At 69.3% G+C, this 16,261-nt stretch carries 18 protein-coding genes; 9 read left to right on the top strand and 9 right to left on the bottom strand.

Translation table 11 applies throughout. The features are described from left to right. Nucleotides 1-69: 69 nt before the first annotated feature. Nucleotides 70-1,170: a sulfite oxidase gene (locus Q0C57_RS11415; protein WP_296576468.1), complete on the top strand. Its 1,101-nt coding sequence runs from the start codon at nucleotides 70-72 to the stop codon at nucleotides 1,168-1,170. 16 nt (nucleotides 1,171-1,186) lie between these two features. Here Q0C57_RS11415 and Q0C57_RS11410 read toward each other — a convergent pair whose 3' ends face one another. The 9 genes from Q0C57_RS11410 to Q0C57_RS11370 all read right to left on the bottom strand — a co-directional run bounded on the left by Q0C57_RS11410 (nucleotide 1,187) and on the right by Q0C57_RS11370 (nucleotide 8,353). Continuing rightward, complete coding sequence (locus tag Q0C57_RS11410) at nucleotides 1,187-1,504, bottom strand: thiosulfate oxidation carrier complex protein SoxZ (protein WP_296576466.1); 318 nt, start codon at nucleotides 1,502-1,504, stop codon at nucleotides 1,187-1,189. A gap of 10 nt (nucleotides 1,505-1,514) precedes the next feature. After that, entirely contained in the window at nucleotides 1,515-1,964 is a 450-nt protein-coding gene (locus tag Q0C57_RS11405) for a thiosulfate oxidation carrier protein SoxY (protein ID WP_296576461.1), read from the bottom strand. After that, complete coding sequence (locus Q0C57_RS11400; RefSeq protein ID WP_296576460.1) at nucleotides 1,961-3,253, bottom strand: NAD(P)/FAD-dependent oxidoreductase; 1,293 nt, start codon at nucleotides 3,251-3,253, stop codon at nucleotides 1,961-1,963. Before Q0C57_RS11400 ends, Q0C57_RS11405 begins: the two co-directional genes overlap by 4 nt. A gap of 12 nt (nucleotides 3,254-3,265) precedes the next feature. Then, nucleotides 3,266-3,577: a c-type cytochrome gene (locus tag Q0C57_RS11395; protein ID WP_296576458.1), complete on the bottom strand. Its 312-nt coding sequence runs from the start codon at nucleotides 3,575-3,577 to the stop codon at nucleotides 3,266-3,268. Between the two features lie 304 nt (nucleotides 3,578-3,881). Further along, nucleotides 3,882-4,370 (bottom strand): Lrp/AsnC family transcriptional regulator, encoded by a 489-nt coding sequence (locus tag Q0C57_RS11390; protein ID WP_296576457.1) that lies wholly within the window; start codon nucleotides 4,368-4,370, stop codon nucleotides 3,882-3,884. 151 nt (nucleotides 4,371-4,521) lie between these two features. After that, nucleotides 4,522-5,565, bottom strand: a complete 1,044-nt coding sequence (locus tag Q0C57_RS11385; protein ID WP_296576455.1) for a sulfate/molybdate ABC transporter ATP-binding protein — start codon at nucleotides 5,563-5,565, stop codon at nucleotides 4,522-4,524. Nucleotides 5,566-5,575: 10 nt separating this feature from the next. Next, complete coding sequence (gene cysW, locus Q0C57_RS11380) at nucleotides 5,576-6,439, bottom strand: sulfate ABC transporter permease subunit CysW (protein WP_296576454.1); 864 nt, start codon at nucleotides 6,437-6,439, stop codon at nucleotides 5,576-5,578. Further along, nucleotides 6,432-7,295 (bottom strand): sulfate ABC transporter permease subunit CysT, encoded by an 864-nt coding sequence (gene cysT, locus Q0C57_RS11375; RefSeq protein ID WP_296576453.1) that lies wholly within the window; start codon nucleotides 7,293-7,295, stop codon nucleotides 6,432-6,434. Before cysT ends, cysW begins: the two co-directional genes overlap by 8 nt. After that, nucleotides 7,292-8,353, bottom strand: coding sequence for a sulfate ABC transporter substrate-binding protein (locus Q0C57_RS11370; RefSeq protein WP_296576451.1), 1,062 nt, complete (start codon nucleotides 8,351-8,353; stop codon nucleotides 7,292-7,294). Before Q0C57_RS11370 ends, cysT begins: the two co-directional genes overlap by 4 nt. 460 nt (nucleotides 8,354-8,813) lie before the next feature. Between Q0C57_RS11370 and Q0C57_RS11365 the strand changes: the two genes are divergently transcribed. Genes Q0C57_RS11365 through cysG form a run of 8 tightly spaced genes read left to right on the top strand, consistent with a single transcriptional unit; the run spans nucleotide 8,814 to nucleotide 16,239 of the window. Then, the gene (locus Q0C57_RS11365; protein ID WP_296576447.1) at nucleotides 8,814-9,155 is read left to right on the top strand and encodes a DUF2849 domain-containing protein; all 342 of its coding nucleotides are present in this window, start codon (nucleotides 8,814-8,816) and stop codon (nucleotides 9,153-9,155) included. After that, complete coding sequence (locus Q0C57_RS11360) at nucleotides 9,155-10,837, top strand: nitrite/sulfite reductase (protein WP_296576444.1); 1,683 nt, start codon at nucleotides 9,155-9,157, stop codon at nucleotides 10,835-10,837. Before Q0C57_RS11365 ends, Q0C57_RS11360 begins: the two co-directional genes overlap by 1 nt. Continuing rightward, a complete protein-coding gene (locus Q0C57_RS11355; protein ID WP_296576441.1) occupies nucleotides 10,824-11,342 on the top strand; it encodes a DUF934 domain-containing protein in 519 nt (172 codons plus the stop codon). The genes Q0C57_RS11360 and Q0C57_RS11355 overlap by 14 nt, the downstream gene beginning before the upstream one ends. Then, complete coding sequence (locus Q0C57_RS11350; RefSeq protein WP_296576439.1) at nucleotides 11,339-12,094, top strand: phosphoadenylyl-sulfate reductase; 756 nt, start codon at nucleotides 11,339-11,341, stop codon at nucleotides 12,092-12,094. Before Q0C57_RS11355 ends, Q0C57_RS11350 begins: the two co-directional genes overlap by 4 nt. Beyond that, entirely contained in the window at nucleotides 12,091-12,993 is a 903-nt protein-coding gene (cysD, locus tag Q0C57_RS11345; RefSeq protein WP_296576438.1) for a sulfate adenylyltransferase subunit CysD, read from the top strand. The genes Q0C57_RS11350 and cysD overlap by 4 nt, the downstream gene beginning before the upstream one ends. After that, a complete protein-coding gene (locus Q0C57_RS11340; RefSeq protein ID WP_296576436.1) occupies nucleotides 12,993-14,606 on the top strand; it encodes a GTP-binding protein in 1,614 nt (537 codons plus the stop codon). The genes cysD and Q0C57_RS11340 overlap by 1 nt, the downstream gene beginning before the upstream one ends. Continuing rightward, entirely contained in the window at nucleotides 14,603-14,764 is a 162-nt protein-coding gene (locus tag Q0C57_RS11335) for a hypothetical protein (RefSeq protein ID WP_296576434.1), read from the top strand. Before Q0C57_RS11340 ends, Q0C57_RS11335 begins: the two co-directional genes overlap by 4 nt. Next, a complete protein-coding gene (gene cysG, locus Q0C57_RS11330) occupies nucleotides 14,761-16,239 on the top strand; it encodes a siroheme synthase CysG (protein WP_296576432.1) in 1,479 nt (492 codons plus the stop codon). The genes Q0C57_RS11335 and cysG overlap by 4 nt, the downstream gene beginning before the upstream one ends. Nucleotides 16,240-16,261 lie beyond the last annotated feature (22 nt).

The raw sequence follows: 16,261 nt of genomic DNA, 5'->3' as shown, positions 1-16,261 counted from the left end.
GCCGCGCTGGTCGCGCCGCGCCTCGCCCGCTAGGGTCGGTCCGAATCCCGCGACCGAGGCCCCTCCTGCATGCCGCATTCGTCGACCGACACCGCCCTGGCCGCCAAGACGCGCCTTCGCTGGCTCGACGACGACGCGGTCAACGGCGAGCCCCCGGCCGACGCGCTCGATCCGATGCTGACCCCGGCCGAGGCCTTCTTCGTCCGCAACAACGGCGACATGCCTGCCGCAGCCGACCCCAAGGGGTGGCGCCTCGACGTCACGGGGGAAGTCGAGCGGCCGCTGTCGCTCAGCGTGGCGGAACTCATGCAGTCCTTCCCCGTCGTGACGATCACCGCCGTGCTGGAATGCGCCGGCAACGGCCGCGCCTTTCTCGAGCCGCCCGTCTCGGGCGCGCAATGGCGCGACGGGGCGGTGGGATGCGCCCGCTGGACCGGCGTCAGGATGCGGGACCTGCTGGAGCGCGCCGGCGTGAAGCCCTCCGCCGTCTACACGGGTCATCACAGCCCCGACCGCAGCCTCACGATCCCGGACCGTCCGGCGCTGTCGCGCGGCATCCCCATCGCCAAGGCGTTAGCCCCCGAGACGCTGGTTGCCTTCAAGATGAACGATGCGCCGCTCCCGCGGCTGCACGGCGGACCGCTCAGGGTCGTCGTCCCGGGCTATCCGGGATCGGCCTGGCAGAAATGGCTCGACCGCCTCGACATCCGCGACCGGGAGCACGACGGCGAGAAGATGACCGGCACCGACTATAGGCTGCCGGTGGTGCCGGCGAGCCCGGGGGAACCGTTCGACCTTGCGTCCTTCGCGGTGATCACCGACATGCCGGTGAAATCGGTGATTACCCGTCCCGCCTCGGGGTTCCGCGCGTCACCGGATGAGGCGCTGACAGTCGAGGGCTGGGCCTGGAGCGGCGCGACGCCGGTCTCTGATGTACGGGTCTCAGCCGACGGCGGCGCCACCTGGGCGCCGGCCCGGGTCGCCGAAGCCGGGGAGGCCTTCGCCTGGCGCCGGTTCTCCGCGACACTCCGCCTGCCACCCGGCCCGGTGGCGCTGATGGCACAGGCGCGGGATGTGGCGGGCAACGCCCAGCCCATCGACCACGCTCCCTGGAATCCGCGGGGCTATTGCAACAACGCTGTGCACCGCGTCGCGGGGCGGGTGATGTGAGCGCCGCGGCTCCGGCTCAGGCGACAGTGATGCTCTGGCTCGCCCGGTGCTCGCGGCCGTCCTCCTCCTGCCACAAGAAGGTGACGGTCGTGGTCTTCGTGAAGCGGGCGATGAACGCGACGTAGGGATTTGCCGAGGTCCCGTTGCGGAAGTCGGCCGCGAAGAGGGGCTCGCCGTCCGCATGGGCCTCGAAGCGCGTGATCATGCGGCGCGGCCCCGTCTGCCCGGTCTGCTGGCGAAGGCCCGTCTCCATCGGGTGGTCGATGAGGGTGCGGACCTCGAAAGCCTCGCCGGCCTTGACGCTGGACGGCACGCGGATGCGCGGGGTGGTCATGGCAAATCTCTCACGTCAGGCATCCGCCGGTGGTGACGGCGATGCGCGCGGCGGCGCGGCGGACCGAGCCGTCCGCCATCACTGCATAGGCGAGGAGCGTCTGGCCCTCGGCGAGCCTCACCCGGGCGCTCACCTCGGCGCGCGCGATGCCAGCACCGAAGCTGTAGCTGGCGATGCCCGGCGTCGGATTGTTCGTCGCGAAGAGGTGGATCGCCCGGCACCGGTCGCCGCCGGTCATGGCGGTATGGACCGAGACCGTGACCGGTACGAAGGCGCCGTTCTCGGCCGTCTCGGGCGCACGCAGGGCGATGCCGCCCTCCGTCGCGGCAACGCCGCCGATCTGCTCGCGGATGGCGGCGTCCACCTCGGGCTTCAGGCTCTCGGCCGCCCCTGCCGGAAGTGTGACCAGCGTCAATGCGGCGCCGAAGAGGCTCCGCCGGTCGAGGAGCGCCGGTGTCACGAGAAGGCGTCCCGGGTGATGGCGCCGTACCAGGCGTCGGCATGGAGCGCCTCGAGCCGGCGCTGCTCGCGCTGCTCGGCGAGAGGACCACGCGGCGAGACGCCTCCCGAGTTCGGCGTCTCGACGAAGCCGTTCTCGCTCGGGCGGAACACACCAACGACAGAGATGCCGTATTCCGGTCCGACGTGGCTGTAGCAGGTGTTGAAATAGACGGTCGGCTCTGGCGCGGGCCGTCCTTCCAGAGCCGCGACGGCCGCCGCCACCGCCACCTTGGACGTCGAATTGGCGATATAGCCCGACTTGGGCATGACCTGGCCGACATTGGCGTCGCCGATGACGTGGATGTCGCGGGCCCGGGTCGCCTCGAAGGTCCGCGGGTTGACCGGCACCCAGCCGGTCTCGTTCGTCAGTCCCGCGTCGATGGCGATCTTCGCCGCCGACTGCGGCGGGATGACGTTGCCGACATCGACGCGGTGGCGCGTGCCGAGTTCGGTCTCGAAAATCTTCGCCTGGGCGTCTACCCGGGTGACCTTGCCGTCCTTGTTGAGCGGTACCCATTCGATCAGGCCGGGATAGAGCTCGTTCCAGGCGTCCTGGAAGAGGCCCTGTTTGGAGAAGGCGTCCTTGGCGTCGAGCGCCAGGATCTTCGCGCGCGGTTTATGCCGCTTGAGATAGCTCGCCACCAGGCTGATCCGCTCATAGGGCCCGGGCGGGCAACGGAACGGGTTCGGCGGAATGGCGAAGCCCACGACGCCGCCGTCGGGCAGGGCCTCGAGCTGACGGCGCAGCAGGGTCGTTTGCTCGCCAGCGCCGGGAATCCAAGCATGGGGGAGAGCCTCGGCGGCGGCCTCGGTATAACCTTCGATCGCGTTCCAGCGGATGGCGATGCCCGGCGACAGGATGAGCTTGTCGTAGGCGACCGTCGCCCGGCCGCGCAGCCGGACCGTCTTGGCGGTCGCGTCGATGCCATCCGCCCAGTCGTGGACCACGTTGACGCCGCGCGCCTTCAGACCGTCATAGGAATGCGTGATCTGCGGCAGCGTGCGCTCGCCGGCCAGCAGCAGGTTGCCATAGGGGCAGGTAACGAAGCTGGTCTTGGGTTCGATGAGCGTCACCGCGACGTTCGGAAATGCGATGCGGGCGTAGCGTGCGGCCGATGCGCCACCGAAACCGCCGCCGATGATCACCAGCCGCGCTTGCGTCTGCGCCGAGAGTGTTGCGGGTGCGGCAAAGGCGAGGCCGGCGGAGGCGGCCGAGAGGCCGAAGGCGCGGCGAGTTAGTCGGGTCATCACGCGTTCTCCTCAGCGCAGGGATGCGAAATAGGTGGCGAGCTGTGCCACCTCGGCGTCCGTGTAGCCCCGCGCAATGCGGTTCATGATCGTCGCTGGTCGCGCATTCGCGCGGAAGGCGGACCAGTTGTCGACGAAGGCCTGACGGTCATAGCCGGCGATCCGCGGCACGGATCCCTCACCGGCACCGCCCACCCCGTGGCAACCGGCGCAGGACAGGGCGATCTGCGGTGCGGGAGCCGATTGCGCGCGGGCCGGAGATTGCATTGCCGTCGAGAGCGTCAGGGCGGCGGCGCCGAGCAGGAAGGGGACGGGGACGGTCATGGGGACGGGACTCCATCAGGGCCGAACAGAGGTGGTGGCCACCGCAGGGACAGTGGTCAGGCAGCGCGGCGAGCGAGCGGCATGCACGCCGGTAGAGGGATGCGATGGGGCGAGAACCGCCACATGGCGCTCCCTTAGGAAAGGCGGTGGCGTACATTGGCAAGAGGCTGGAAAAGAAAGAAAAATCGACCCTGTCGGCGATCCGCTGTGGAGAAGGATCCACTCCTTGTGGCTTCGCCTCGGAGAAGTCTCGTTCGAGGGTTTGCGGGCCGCTCTTCACGGGTGATTGGCCCTTCAGGACGTGTCAGGCCCCGGCTGCCAACCCGTCCCGTCGCGGCGCGGGGGGCACGGCATAGGCCGTCGTCGCTTTGATGCGTTCCATGGCGAAGCGAGAGGTCACGTTCTTCAGCGGCACTTTGTCGATCAGTCGCTTGTAGAAGGTGTCGTAGGCGGCCATGTCGGCGACGACGACGCGCAGCATGTAGTCGACGTCGCCGGCCATCCGGTAGAATTCCATGACCTCCGGCATCGCCGACACGGTATCGGCGAACTGCGCGAGCCAGTCGCGGGAATGGTCGGCGGTCTCGATCGAAACGAAGACGGTGAGGCCGAGGCCGATCTTCTCCGGCGCGACGAGGGCAACCCGCTTCTGGATGACGCCGCTGGTCTCAAGCTTCTGGATGCGCTTCCAGCAGGGCGTCTGCGACAGGTGCACCCGCGAGGCAAGTTCGGCGATGGAGATGCTGACGTCCTCCTGAAGGATGGTCAGGATCTTGCGGTCGATGGCGTCCATGAGGTGAAAAGGCCCGGCGATCGTGAGGAGAATATTTTTATCTTCCACCGGGCGACGATCTACGTAAATGGAATGAAACAACAAAAAATAGGCCGCGAGAGTGACGTTCGTCTCTGTCGCATGGCCCGTATGGGAGGGCGTTCCCTGCGCCTCAGCGCGTCGCCGGGAACAGCCTGTCGGCGCGGATCGTCAGCGCCACCCGCTCGCCGCGCGCCACCTGTTGGTCGAGGCTGACCTCCGCCTCCACGGCGGGCAGATCGTCCGACAGCCGGATCTCCAGCCGGCGGCTCGCCGCCGAGCGGGTGATCGCCGTCACCACTCCGGAGGTCGTCCCCCCGCTGCGCACCACCGCGATATCGCCCGTCCGGAGAAACAGCGATGCCGCGCCGTCGGGAATGCCGGCGGGCGCTGCACCGAGCTCGATCGCGTCGGCCCGGACCCGGCCTTCGGCAACCGTCACGTCGAGCCGCACGGCCTGGCCGACGAAGCCGGCGACGAAGGCATTGGCCGGATGGTCGAGGACCTCGTCCGGCGAGCCGACCTGCTCCACTCGCCCGCGGTTGAGGATGGCGACGCGATCAGCGAGTTCCACCGCCTCTTCCTGGTCGTGGGTGACGAAGACCGTCGTATGGCCGGTGCGCTGGTGAATGTCGCGCAGCCAGCGCCGGAGATCCTTACGGACCTGTGCGTCGAGCGCGCCGAACGGCTCGTCGAGGAGCAGCACGCGCGGTTCGACGGCAAGGGCGCGAGCCAGGGCTACGCGCTGGCGCTGGCCTCCGGAAAGCTGGCCAGGAAAGCGTTTGCCGATTCCCGGCAACTGCACGAGGTCGAGCAGGTCCTCGACACGGCGGAGAATCTCGTGCCGCGCCGGGCGCTCGGCGCGCGGCCGTACCGTCAGGCCATAGGCGATGTTCTCCGCCACCGTCATGTGGCGGAACAGGGCGTAGTGCTGGAAGACGAAGCCGGCCTTGCGATCCTGCACCCGCAGGCCCGTCGCGTCCTCGCCGCCGAAATGGATGGTGCCCGCCGTGAGCGGTTCGAGGCCGGCGATGGAGCGCAGCAGCGTCGTCTTGCCGGAGCCCGATGGCCCCAGCAGCGCGAGAAGCTCGCCCGGCCTGATGTCGAGATCGATGCCGTCGAGCGCGCGCGTCCCGGCGAAATCCTTGGCGACGCCGCGGACGGCGATGCCCGTCACCCCGGCGGCCTCAGTGTCGGCTCTTGCCGGCGAGCGCGTCGCCGTATCGCCATTCGAGGAGGGATTTGGCACCGAGTGTGACCAGGGCGAGGAGGGCGAGGAGGGCGGCAACCGCGAAGGCGCCAACGAAATTGTACTCATTGTAGAGGATCTCCACGTGGAGCGGCATGGTGTTCGTCTGACCACGGATATGGCCGGACACGACGGCGACGGCACCGAATTCGCCCATGGCGCGAGCGTTGCAGAGGAGGACCCCGTAGAGCAGCGCCCAGCGGATGTTCGGCAGGGTCACGGTCAGAAAGGCCCTGAGGCCGGAGGCGCCGAGCGTCATGGCCGCCTCTTCCTCGGCCGTGCCCTGTTCCTGCATCAGCGGAATGAGCTCGCGGGCGATGAAGGGCAGCGTCACGAAGGTCGTCGCCAGCACGATCCCCGGCAGAGCGAAGATGATCTTGATGTCGTTGGCCGCGAGCCAGGGCCCGAACAGGCCTTGGGCGCCGAACAGCAGGACGAAGATCAGCCCGGAGACCACCGGCGAGACCGAGAAGGGCAGGTCGATGAAGGTGATCAGCAGGCTCTTGCCGGGGAATTCGAACTTGGCGATGGCCCAGGCCGCGGCCACGCCGAAGACCAGGTTCAGCGGAACCGTGATGGCGGCCACCGTCAGCGTCAGCATGATGGCGGAATAGGTGGCCTCGTCCGCGAAGACCTCGTGGAGCGCGCCGACGCCCTTGCGGAGAGCCTCGGTGAAGATCGCGGCGAGAGGCAGCAGCACGACGAGGGAAAGGTAGGCGAGGCCTATCAGGATCAGCGACAAGCGGACCCAGCGGGGCTCTGAAAGTGCCGAGGCGGCGGTCGGGTTGCGGACTTCAGACATCCCCGAACCTCCGCCGGCTCCAGCTCTGGATGAGATTGATGGCGAGCAGGGACAGGAAGGAGATCGACAGCATCACCGTCGCGATGGCGGTGGCGCCGGTGTAGTTGAACTCCTCCAGTTGCACGATGATGAGCAGCGGAGCGATCTCCGAGATGAACGGCATGTTGCCGGCGATGAAGATGACGGACCCGTACTCGCCGACAGCCCGGGCGAAGGCGAGGGCAAAGCCCGTGAGAACCGCCGGGACCAGCGCCGGGAGGATGACGCGCAGCACCGTCTGCAGCCGGCTGGCGCCGAGGGTCGCCGAGGCCTCCTCAACCTCCCGGTCGAGGTCCATGAGGACCGGCTGGACCGTCCGGACGACGAAGGGCAGGCCGATGAAGACCAGGGCGACGAAGATGCCGCGCGGGGTGAAGGCGATCTTCAGACCGGTGACGGCCTCGACGATGGAGCCCACCCAGCCGTTGCTCGCATAGATCGCCGCCAGCGCGATGCCGGCGACGGCGGTCGGCAGCGCGAAGGGCAGATCCACCATGGCATCCAGGACGGTCCGCCCGGGAAAGCGATAGCGGGTGAGGATCCAGGCGATCACCAGGCCGAAGAAGGCGTTCACCAGCGCCGCGGCGAAGGACAGGTAGAAGCTGGTCTCGAGGGCTGCCCGCACGCGCGGCGTCGTCGCCACGGTCCACAGGCCCGACAGGCCGAGCCCCGAGGCCCGCCAGACAAGGACCGCCAGCGGGATGAGCACGATGAGGGCGAGATAGGAGAGGGCGAAACCGAGCGTCAGGCCGAAACCGGGCAGGGCGCTCGGCTTCGGTCTCAGCCACTCCCGCGTGGGGAGAGCGAGTGCGGTCATCGGCTGGCCGCGCCCGGACGATGGATCTGGTCGAACACGCCGCCGTCGGAGAAATGAACGGTCTGGGCTTTGGTCCAGCCGCCGAACACGCCGTCGATCGTCACCAGCCGGATCTGCGGGAATCGCGCGAGATCGGCCTTGTCCGCATGTTCTGGCCGGTTCGGGCGGTAGAAATTCTGCGCGATGATCTTCTGCGCTTCAGGCGTGTAGAGGAAGTCGAGATAGGCCTGGGCGACGGCCCGGGTGCCGCGCCTGTCGACCACCTGGTCGACGATGGCCACCGGCGGCTCAGCGAGGATCGAGAGGGACGGGAAGACGATCTCGAACTTGTCTTCGCCGAACTCCTTCAGCGCCAGGTGCGCCTCGTTCTCCCAGGAGATGAAGACGTCGCCGACATTCCGCTGGGCGAAGGTGGTGAGCGAGCCGCGAGCGCCGGTGTCGAGCACCGAGACGTTCCGGTAGATGGCCTCGACGAAGCGCTTGGCTGCCTCCTCGTTGTTCTGGGTGCGGTCGAGCTCGTAGGCCCAGGCCGCGAGGTAGTTCCAGCGCGCTCCCCCCGACGTCTTCGGGTTGGGCGTGACCACGCCGATGCCCGGCCTCGCGAGGTCCGACCAGTCCTTGACGCCCTTCGGGTTGCCCTTGCGGGCGATGAAGACGATGGTCGATGTATAGGGCGAGGAGTTGTTCGGCAGGCGCGACTGCCAGTCGGCCGGCAGCCGCCGCGAATGCTGCGAGATGGCGTCGATATCCCCGGCGAGGGCGAGTGTCACCACGTCGGCGTCCAGACCGTCGATCACCGAGCGCGCCTGGCGGCCCGACCCGCCATGGGAGGTGCGGATCGTCACTTGCTGGCCGGTCTTTTCCCGCCAGTGCCGGGCGAAGGCGTCATTGATGACGCGGTACAGCTCGCGCGTCGGATCATAGGAGACGTTGACGAGCGTGACGGGCGCCTGCGCCCGGACCGGGCGGGCTCCGGCGATGAGGGCGGCCGTGCCGGCGGCGCCGGCTCCGTAGGCCAGGAGAGAGCGTCGCGAAAGGGCGGGGACGTGGCGTGTCATGGGACCTCCGAATGACGTTTCTGCCTTCAAGAGCATGACAAAGCGCTCTGATGATCAACCTGGATCTGGGCGGAAAAGAGAAAAAAGATCCGCATTTCCGCTTTTATCCTGCCAGCGGAGGAAAATTCCTTCCAGGCAGGGTTGTGGGGCATACCCCTCTCCGCCCCATGGCGACGTCGGCGTGCGGGGGGCCCCTCGCGCGGCCTCTGTCCAGGCCGGCGATCCACGGACCGAGGAGAATTTCTCTCTTTCGGGCCCCGTCCGTCGGGGAACTGAGCGAGCGGGGCCGGCAAGGGCGGAGGAAGGCCGTCTCCCGACGGGTGCCGAAAGGGAAGATGAGTCTCCACGGCAGGCCTTCTGCCGAAGCTCCTTCTTATTTTGCGCGCATGTCTTTTAAGCCGTTGTCTCGCCTCGATATTTTGACGTAGTTCGAGGTCCCTCACGCGTCGCAGACCCGCCCATGGCCACCACGAAGCAAAAAATTCTCCTGCCAGCCATTCTCCTCGCCAACGATCTGCTCGACGGCGACGTGGTGTTCTGGACGGAGCGGGGCTGGTCCATCGATCCCGCCGAGGCCCTTGTGGCGCGCGACGAGACGGCGGCGGTGCGTCTCCAGGAGGTCGCCGCGGCGGCCCTCGCACGCGGCGCCGTGGTCGACGCCTATCTCGTCGACGTGGCGCTACGCGAGGACGGCCTCCCGGTCCCCAACCATTTCCGCGAGCGCTTCAAGATCGCAGGTCCCTCCATCCGTCAGGACCTCGGCAAGCAGGCCGCCTTCGCCCATCTGCGCGGGAGGGCCTGATGTATCGCTACGATCAGTTCGACGAGGCCTTCGTCCGCGAGCGCGTCGCGCAGTTCCGCGGCCAGGTGGCCCGCCGCATCGACGGCTCGCTGACCGAGGACGAGTTCAAGCCGCTGCGTCTGAAGAACGGCGTCTACCTGCAGCTCCATGCCTACATGCTGCGCATCGCCATTCCCTACGGAACGCTGTCCTCGGTCCAGCTGCGCCAGCTCGCCCTGATCGGTGAGCGCTACGACCGCGGCTACGGCCATTTCACGACGCGGCAGAACCTGCAGTTCAACTGGCCGAAGCTGCGCGACATCCCCGACATCCTCGACCTCCTGGCCGATGTCGGGATGCATTGCATCCAGACCTCCGGCAATTGCATCCGCAACACCACCGCCGACCATTTCGCCGGCGCCGCGGCGGACGAGGTGGAGGATCCCCGTCCCACCGCCGAGCTCATTCGGCAGTGGTCGACCATGCACCCCGAGTTCGACTACCTGCCGCGCAAGTTCAAGATCGCCGTGACCGGTGCGCCCCGTGACCGTGCCGCCATTCGGGCCCATGACATCGGCATCCAGGTGGTCCGCCATCCCGTGAGCGGCGAGGTTGGCTATCGCCTCTTCGTCGGCGGCGGCCTCGGCCGCACCCCGATGATCGGCAAGCTCGTCCGAGACTTCCTGCCCAAGGCGCACCTGCTCGCCTATCTGCAGTCGCTGATGCGCGTCTACAATCTCGAGGGGCGGCGCGACAACAAGTACAAGGCGAGGGTCAAGATCCTCGTCCATGAGATCGGGATCGAGGAGTTCCGGGGCCGTGTCGAGGCGGAGTTCGCCGCGCTCGACCCGGCGGCCATCGCTGCCGATCCTGAAGAGGTCGCGCGGATCGAAGCCTACTTCGCGCCCCCGGCCTTCGTGACGCTGCCGGAGACCAGCCAGCGCCTCGTCGCGGACCGCGCCCGCGACCCGGCCTTCGACCGCTGGGTGGAGACCAACACCTTCCCCCACCGCGAGCCCGGCTATGCCGCGGTCACCGTGTCGCTGAAGCCGGTCGGCGGCGTGCCGGGCGATGCCACGAGCGACCAGATGCGGGCTGTCGCCGACCTCGCCGACGCGCACTCCTTCGGCGAGATCCGCGTCTCCCACCACCAGAACCTCATTCTGCCGCACGTGCGACAGGATGCGCTCCATGGGCTGTGGACCGGCCTCGTCGCCGCAGGCCTCGCCGAGGCCAATGCCGGGCTCATCACCGACATCATCGCCTGCCCGGGCCTCGACTATTGCGCTCTCGCCACCGCGCGCTCCATCCCCATCGCCCAGGCCATCTCCCGCCGCTTCGCCTCGGCGGAGCGCCAGCGCGAGATCGGCGAGCTCGGCATCAAGATCTCCGGCTGCATCAATGCCTGCGGCCATCATCATGTCGGCCATATCGGCATACTCGGCCTCGAGAAGTCCGGCCAGGAGAGCTACCAGGTGACGCTCGGCGGCGACGCCACCGAGAACGCCGCCATCGGCCAGCTCCTCGGCCCCGGCATCGCCGCGACGGAAGTGCCCGACGCCATCGAGCGGCTCGTCGCCGTCTATCTCGCTCACCGCCGGGAAGGCGAGACCTTCGCAGAGGCGGTGCGCCGCCTCGGCATCGAACCCTTCAAGGCGGGCTTCCTCGCCACGCCGGCGGAGAGCGCCAATGCCGCTGCTTGACGCCGCCGGCTTCCGCGCCGACCCTTGGCACCGCGTCGCCGCCGGCGAGCCCGCGACGGGCGAGGCGGTGCTCGTCGGGCTCGCCGAGCTTCCCGCCGTGATCGCCGGCCGCTCCAACGCCCAGCGCGTTGGCGTCGAGGTGGCGAACACCGTGCGCCTACCCGAGCTCAGCCCCTTCCTCGGCCAGATCGACCTCGTGGCCATCGCCTTCCCCGCCTTCGCGGACGGTCGTGCCTTCAGCCTCGCCCGCCAGCTGCGCGAGGCCGGCTTCAAGGGGGCGGTGAGGGCGGTCGGGCCGGTCATCGCCGACCAGTTCACCCATCTCGTCGCCTGCGGTTTCGATGAGGTCGAGGTGCCGGACGCCATCGCCGCCCGCCAGCCGGAGGCACAGTGGCGCTCCGCGCTCGCCTCCTATGGCGCCACCTACCAGACCGGCTACGGCGCCGGTGCCAGCATCCTCGAGCGCCGCCGGGCCTTGCGGGCGGGCCAGGGGGCGGCATCATGAGCGCCGCACTTCTCGACCGCTTTCCCGAGGTCGATCCGCGGGACCCTGCTGCCATCCTTGCGGCGGCGCGCGTCGCCATCGACGGCCGCATCGTCTTCACCACGAGCTTCGGCCTCGAGGACCAGGTGATCACCCACCTGATCGCCTCCGCCGGCTTCGCCATCGACATCGCCACGATCGATACCGGCCGCCTCTTTGCCGAGACCTACGAGGTCTGGGCGCGCACCGAGGAGCGCTATGGCCTGCGCATCCGCTCGGTCCATCCCGATGCCGATGGGCTCGCCACGCTTCTCGACGCCCAGGGGGTGAACGGCTTCTATGCGAGCGTCGCCGCGCGCAAGGCCTGCTGCGAGACGCGGAAGGTCGTACCCCTCGGTCATATGCTCGCAGGGACCTCCGCCTGGGTGACGGGCCTGCGCGCCGACCAGTCCGGCACGCGCGCCGTCGTCTCACCATGGTCGAGGGACGAGGCCCGCAACATCCTCAAGGTCAGCCCGCTCGCCGGCTGGAGCCGCGCCGAAGCGGTGGCTTTCGCCGATCGCCACGACGTGCCGCGCAACGCCCTTCACGCGCAGGGCTTCCTCTCCATCGGCTGCGCGCCCTGCACCCGCGCCGTCGCACCGGGCGAGCCGGAGCGCGCCGGCCGCTGGTGGTGGGAGACGGAGGCCGGCGGCGAATGCGGGCTGCACGTCGGCCCAGACGGCCGCCTCGTCAGGTCCAGGGCGCCGGCGGCCGAGGAGGTCCCGGCATGACCAGCCCCTCCCATCTCGACCGGCTGGAGGCCGAGGCCATCGGCATCATCCGCGAGACGCTCGCCACCTGCGAACGTCCGGTCCTCCTCTATTCCATCGGCAAGGATTCCTCCGTTCTCCTGCATCTCGCCCGCAAGGCGGTGCATCCGGGCCGGCTGCCGTTCCCGCTTCTCCATGTCGACACGCTCTGGGAGTTCCAGGAGATGGGGCGCTTCCGGGACGATCTCTCCCATAAGCTCGGCCTCGACCTCATCGTCCACGTCAACCGGGAGGGCGTCGCCGCCGGCGTGAACCCCATCGAGTCCGGCTCGCGCATCCACACCGACGTGATGAAGACCGTGGCGCTGAAGCAGGCGCTGGACGCCGGCCGCTACGACGCGGCCTTCGGCGGCGCACGGCGCGACGAGGAGAAGAGCCGCGCCAAGGAGCGCGTCTTCTCCGTTCGCACCCGCGATCACCGCTGGGACCCGAAGAGCCAGCGGCCCGAACCTTGGCAGCTCTTCAACACCCTGAAGAAGCCCGGTGAGAGCTTCCGCGTCTTTCCGCTCTCCAACTGGACCGAGCTCGACGTCTGGGCCTATATCGAGCGCGAGCAGATCCCCGTCGTGCCGCTCTATTTCGCCGCCGAGCGTCCGGTGCTCTGGCGCGACGGCACCTGGATCATGCGTGACGACGAACGCATGCCGCTGCTCCCCGGCGAGGTCGTCCAGCACCGCATGGTGCGCTTCCGCACCCTCGGCTGCTACCCGCTAACCGGCGCCGTCGAGAGCACCGCCACCACCGTTCCCGAGATCATCGCGGAGATGCGGGCCTCGCGCAGCTCCGAGCGCCAAGGCCGCCTGATCGACTTCGACAGCGCCGGCTCGATGGAACTGAAGAAGCAGGAGGGATACTTCTGATGGGCGCCCTCGCTGCCGAAACCGCCGCGCCGCTGCCGGCTGCCGCCAACGATGCCGCCCTGGCCGGCCGGTCGCTGCTGCGCTTCATCACCTGCGGCTCGGTCGACGACGGCAAGTCGACGCTGCTCGGCCGCCTGCTCTATGAGGCCGGCGCCATTCCCGACGACGTCATTGCGAGCCTGGAAGCCGACAGCGCCCGCATCGGCCGCGCCGACCGCGGCATCGACTATTCGCTCCTCCTGGACGGGCTGCAGTCCGAGCGCGAGCAGGGCATCACCATCGACGTCGCCTATCGCTATTTCGCCACGCAGCGCCGCGCCTTCATCGTCGCGGACACGCCCGGCCACGAGCAGTACACCCGCAACATGGCGACGGGTGCCTCGACGGCCGACCTCGCCATCATCCTCATCGATGCCGGCAAGGGCGTGCTGCCCCAGACGCGCCGCCACGCCCTGATCGCCGCCTTCGTCGGCGTCCGTCATCTCGTCGTCGCCATCAACAAGATCGACCTCGTCGGTTGCGACGAGTTGCGCATCCGCTCTCTCGAGGCCGCATTCCGGACCGCCATCGCAGGCCTCGCCTTCGACAGCATCACGGTGATCCCGCTCTCCGCCCGCGACGGCGACAATGTCGCGAGCCTTTCGGCCCGCACGCCCTGGTACGACGGGCCGACGCTTCTCGGCTGGCTGGAGGTCGTCGGAGCGGACACGGTCAGCCCCACGCGCGGCCTCGTCATGCCCGTGCAATGGGTAAACCGGCCCGATGCCACCTTCCGCGGTTTCTCCGGCACCATCGCCGCCGGCACCGTCGCGCCCGGTGACGCGGTGGAGATCCTCCCCTCGCGCCGGTCGGCCCGCGTCACCCGCATCGTGACCTTCGACGGCGACCTGCCGCGCGCCGGTGCGGGAACCGCGGTGAGCCTCGTGCTCGATCGCGAGATCGACGTGTCGCGCGGCGACGTGATCGTCGCCCCGGGCAAGGCGGAAGGCTCGCCGCTCGTGCGCACCAGCATCGAGGCCAAGATGCTCGTCACCGGCCAGGCGGCGCTCGTCCCCGGAGCGACCTATCTCCTGCGTCTCGGCACAGCCTCGGCGAACGCGACCGTCGAGACGGTCGTCCACGGCATCGACATCGCCACCTATGCGCAGCGCGACCGTGCCAGCGTCGCGACCAACGAACTCGCCGTGCTCCGACTGCGCCTCGACCGCCCGCTGGCGGTGGCCCCTTATGCCACCCTGCCGGCGCTCGGCGGCTTCATCCTCGTCGACAAGGTCACCCACGAGACCGCGGCGATGGGCACGGTCATTGCCGAGACGACGGATTCGAGCCGGCCGCGGCTGCACGTGGTCGGCCGCAGCCTGGAACAGGCGATGGTCCGCACCTATGGCGGCGACTGGCGCCGCACACTCGTTCCGGCCACCACCTGGCGGCTCGGCAGCGCCCTTCTGCTCGGCGTCGTCGTCGGCGTGCTGACCGGCCATCCGGGCTATGCCGCGGCGGCCGCCGCGGCCGATGCTCTGGCCCGTCCTCTCCTCCGGCACCTCCATCGCAGCCTCTGGGGCCGCTGGAGCCGCCGGCGCGACCCGTCGGTCGAGAACGGAGGCGGCATATGAGCGATGAGCGGAGCCCCTGGGCCGTGCGCCACGCCGACACGATCTTCAAGGTCTTGCTGGTGGCACTCGCTGCGCTCTGGCTCCTCGTCCCCGTACGGCGCGAACCGGCACCGCCCCGCGCCGAGGCGGCGCAGGTCGACGTCGCGACGCGGTCATGAGCACACCCGCTGTTCCGCGCCCCGTCGAACCGCCGCGCATCGGCGCGCTCGCCACGCTGCCGCTCTTCCACAAGCTCGCGGGCCGGCGGGTCGTGCTCGCGGGCGACGGCGAGGGAGCCGTATGGAAGGCCGAACTTCTCGCCTCCACGGGCGCCGACCTCCACGTCTACGCGCCCCACGCCGCCGGCCGTTTCCGGGCCCTTGCGGCGCGCGACGACCTTGCGATCACGCTGCACGAGCGCGCCTGGACGCTCGGTGACCTCAGTGGCGCAGCCCTTGCCGTCGCCGAGGCCGAGAGCGACGAGGAAGCCGAGGCTTTCGTCGCCGCCGGCCGTGCCGCGGGCGCCGTCGTCAACGTCATAGACCGGCCCGCCTATTGCGATGCCCAGTTCGGCGCGCTGGTGAACCGCTCGCCGCTGATCGTCGCGATCTCTACCGACGGCGCCGCGCCCGTCTTCGGCCAGGAGATCCGCGCCCGCATCGAGTCGCTGCTGCCCAGCGGCCTGAAGGCCTGGGCGGCAGCCGCGCGCGACTGGCGTCCCGCCGTCCAGGCCCGCGAGGCGAGTTTTGCGGTGCGCCGCACCTTCTGGCAGCTCTTCACCGACCGGGCGATGGCCGATCCCGCCCGTGCCCCGACCGATGCCGACCGCGACGCGCTCCTCTGCGGCCTCGACCGGCTGGAAGCCGCACCGCCCGCTGGTCGTGTGCTGCTGGTCGGCGCCGGGCCGGGCGATCCCGAACTCCTGACGCTCAAGGCGCTGCGGGCGCTGCAATCGGCCGACGTCATCCTCTACGATAACCTCGTCGCCCCGGAGATTCTCGAACTGGCCCGCCGCGAGGCGCGCCGCGTCGCCGTCGGCAAGGTGGGCCATGGGCCGTCCGTGCTGCAGGAGGACATCAACGACTTGCTCGTCGGGCTGGCCCGCGAGGGCAAGATGGTGGTGCGCCTGAAGAGTGGCGATCCCGGCATATTCGGCCGCGCCGGCGAGGAACTCGCTGCCTGCCGCGAGGCCGGTATCCCCGTCACCATCGTGCCCGGCATCACGTCCGCTCAAGGCGCCGCAGCCTCGCTCGGCCTGTCGCTGACGGACCGGGCCCATGCCCAGCGGCTCCAGTTCATCACCGGCCATGGCCGTGACGGGCGGCTGCCGGCCAGTATCAGCTGGTGCGCGGTCGCCGATCCTGCCGTGACGACCGTCGTCTACATGCCGCGCCGCACGGCGCGCGACTTCACCGATGCGGCCTTGGCCCATGGACTCTCCGGGAGAACACCGGCCGTCGCCGTGGCCTCCGCGACGCGCGGCGACGAAATCCACGTCGCCGGAACGGCCGACACCATCGCGGGCCTGATGGACGGTCTTCCCGAGGGGGCACCGGTGATCCTGATCATCGGCGCCGCGGCCGGACCAGGGGGCCCGGCCCCGACGGAGGCATCCGCGGCGACGGCGCCGTCGATGACCCGGGCCGACGCTTAGCAACCCATCGTCCCACCACCAT

It is taken from the genome of Phreatobacter sp. (assembly GCF_022843985.1).
Classification (GTDB): domain Bacteria; phylum Pseudomonadota; class Alphaproteobacteria; order Rhizobiales; family Phreatobacteraceae; genus Phreatobacter.
Note: the sequence above shows the minus strand (reverse complement) of the source record. Positions and strands in the feature narration are given on the sequence as shown.

Excerpts from the sequence above, each read along its gene's own strand:
- Q0C57_RS11415 (WP_296576468.1), top strand. The coding sequence starts at position 70 with ATGCCGCATTCGTCGACCGACACCGCCCTGGCCGCCAAGACGCGCCTT.
- Q0C57_RS11410 (WP_296576466.1), bottom strand. The coding sequence starts at position 1,504 with ATGACCACCCCGCGCATCCGCGTGCCGTCCAGCGTCAAGGCCGGCGAG.
- Q0C57_RS11400 (WP_296576460.1), bottom strand. The coding sequence starts at position 3,253 with ATGACCCGACTAACTCGCCGCGCCTTCGGCCTCTCGGCCGCCTCCGCC.
- Q0C57_RS11395 (WP_296576458.1), bottom strand. The coding sequence starts at position 3,577 with ATGACCGTCCCCGTCCCCTTCCTGCTCGGCGCCGCCGCCCTGACGCTC.
- Q0C57_RS11390 (WP_296576457.1), bottom strand. The coding sequence starts at position 4,370 with ATGGACGCCATCGACCGCAAGATCCTGACCATCCTTCAGGAGGACGTC.
- cysW (WP_296576454.1), bottom strand. The coding sequence starts at position 6,439 with ATGTCTGAAGTCCGCAACCCGACCGCCGCCTCGGCACTTTCAGAGCCC.
- cysT (WP_296576453.1), bottom strand. The coding sequence starts at position 7,295 with ATGACCGCACTCGCTCTCCCCACGCGGGAGTGGCTGAGACCGAAGCCG.
- Q0C57_RS11370 (WP_296576451.1), bottom strand. The coding sequence starts at position 8,353 with ATGACACGCCACGTCCCCGCCCTTTCGCGACGCTCTCTCCTGGCCTAC.
- Q0C57_RS11365 (WP_296576447.1), top strand. The coding sequence starts at position 8,814 with ATGGCCACCACGAAGCAAAAAATTCTCCTGCCAGCCATTCTCCTCGCC.
- Q0C57_RS11360 (WP_296576444.1), top strand. The coding sequence starts at position 9,155 with ATGTATCGCTACGATCAGTTCGACGAGGCCTTCGTCCGCGAGCGCGTC.
- Q0C57_RS11355 (WP_296576441.1), top strand. The coding sequence starts at position 10,824 with ATGCCGCTGCTTGACGCCGCCGGCTTCCGCGCCGACCCTTGGCACCGC.
- Q0C57_RS11350 (WP_296576439.1), top strand. The coding sequence starts at position 11,339 with ATGAGCGCCGCACTTCTCGACCGCTTTCCCGAGGTCGATCCGCGGGAC.
- cysD (WP_296576438.1), top strand. The coding sequence starts at position 12,091 with ATGACCAGCCCCTCCCATCTCGACCGGCTGGAGGCCGAGGCCATCGGC.
- Q0C57_RS11340 (WP_296576436.1), top strand. The coding sequence starts at position 12,993 with ATGGGCGCCCTCGCTGCCGAAACCGCCGCGCCGCTGCCGGCTGCCGCC.
- Q0C57_RS11335 (WP_296576434.1), top strand. The coding sequence starts at position 14,603 with ATGAGCGATGAGCGGAGCCCCTGGGCCGTGCGCCACGCCGACACGATC.
- cysG (WP_296576432.1), top strand. The coding sequence starts at position 14,761 with ATGAGCACACCCGCTGTTCCGCGCCCCGTCGAACCGCCGCGCATCGGC.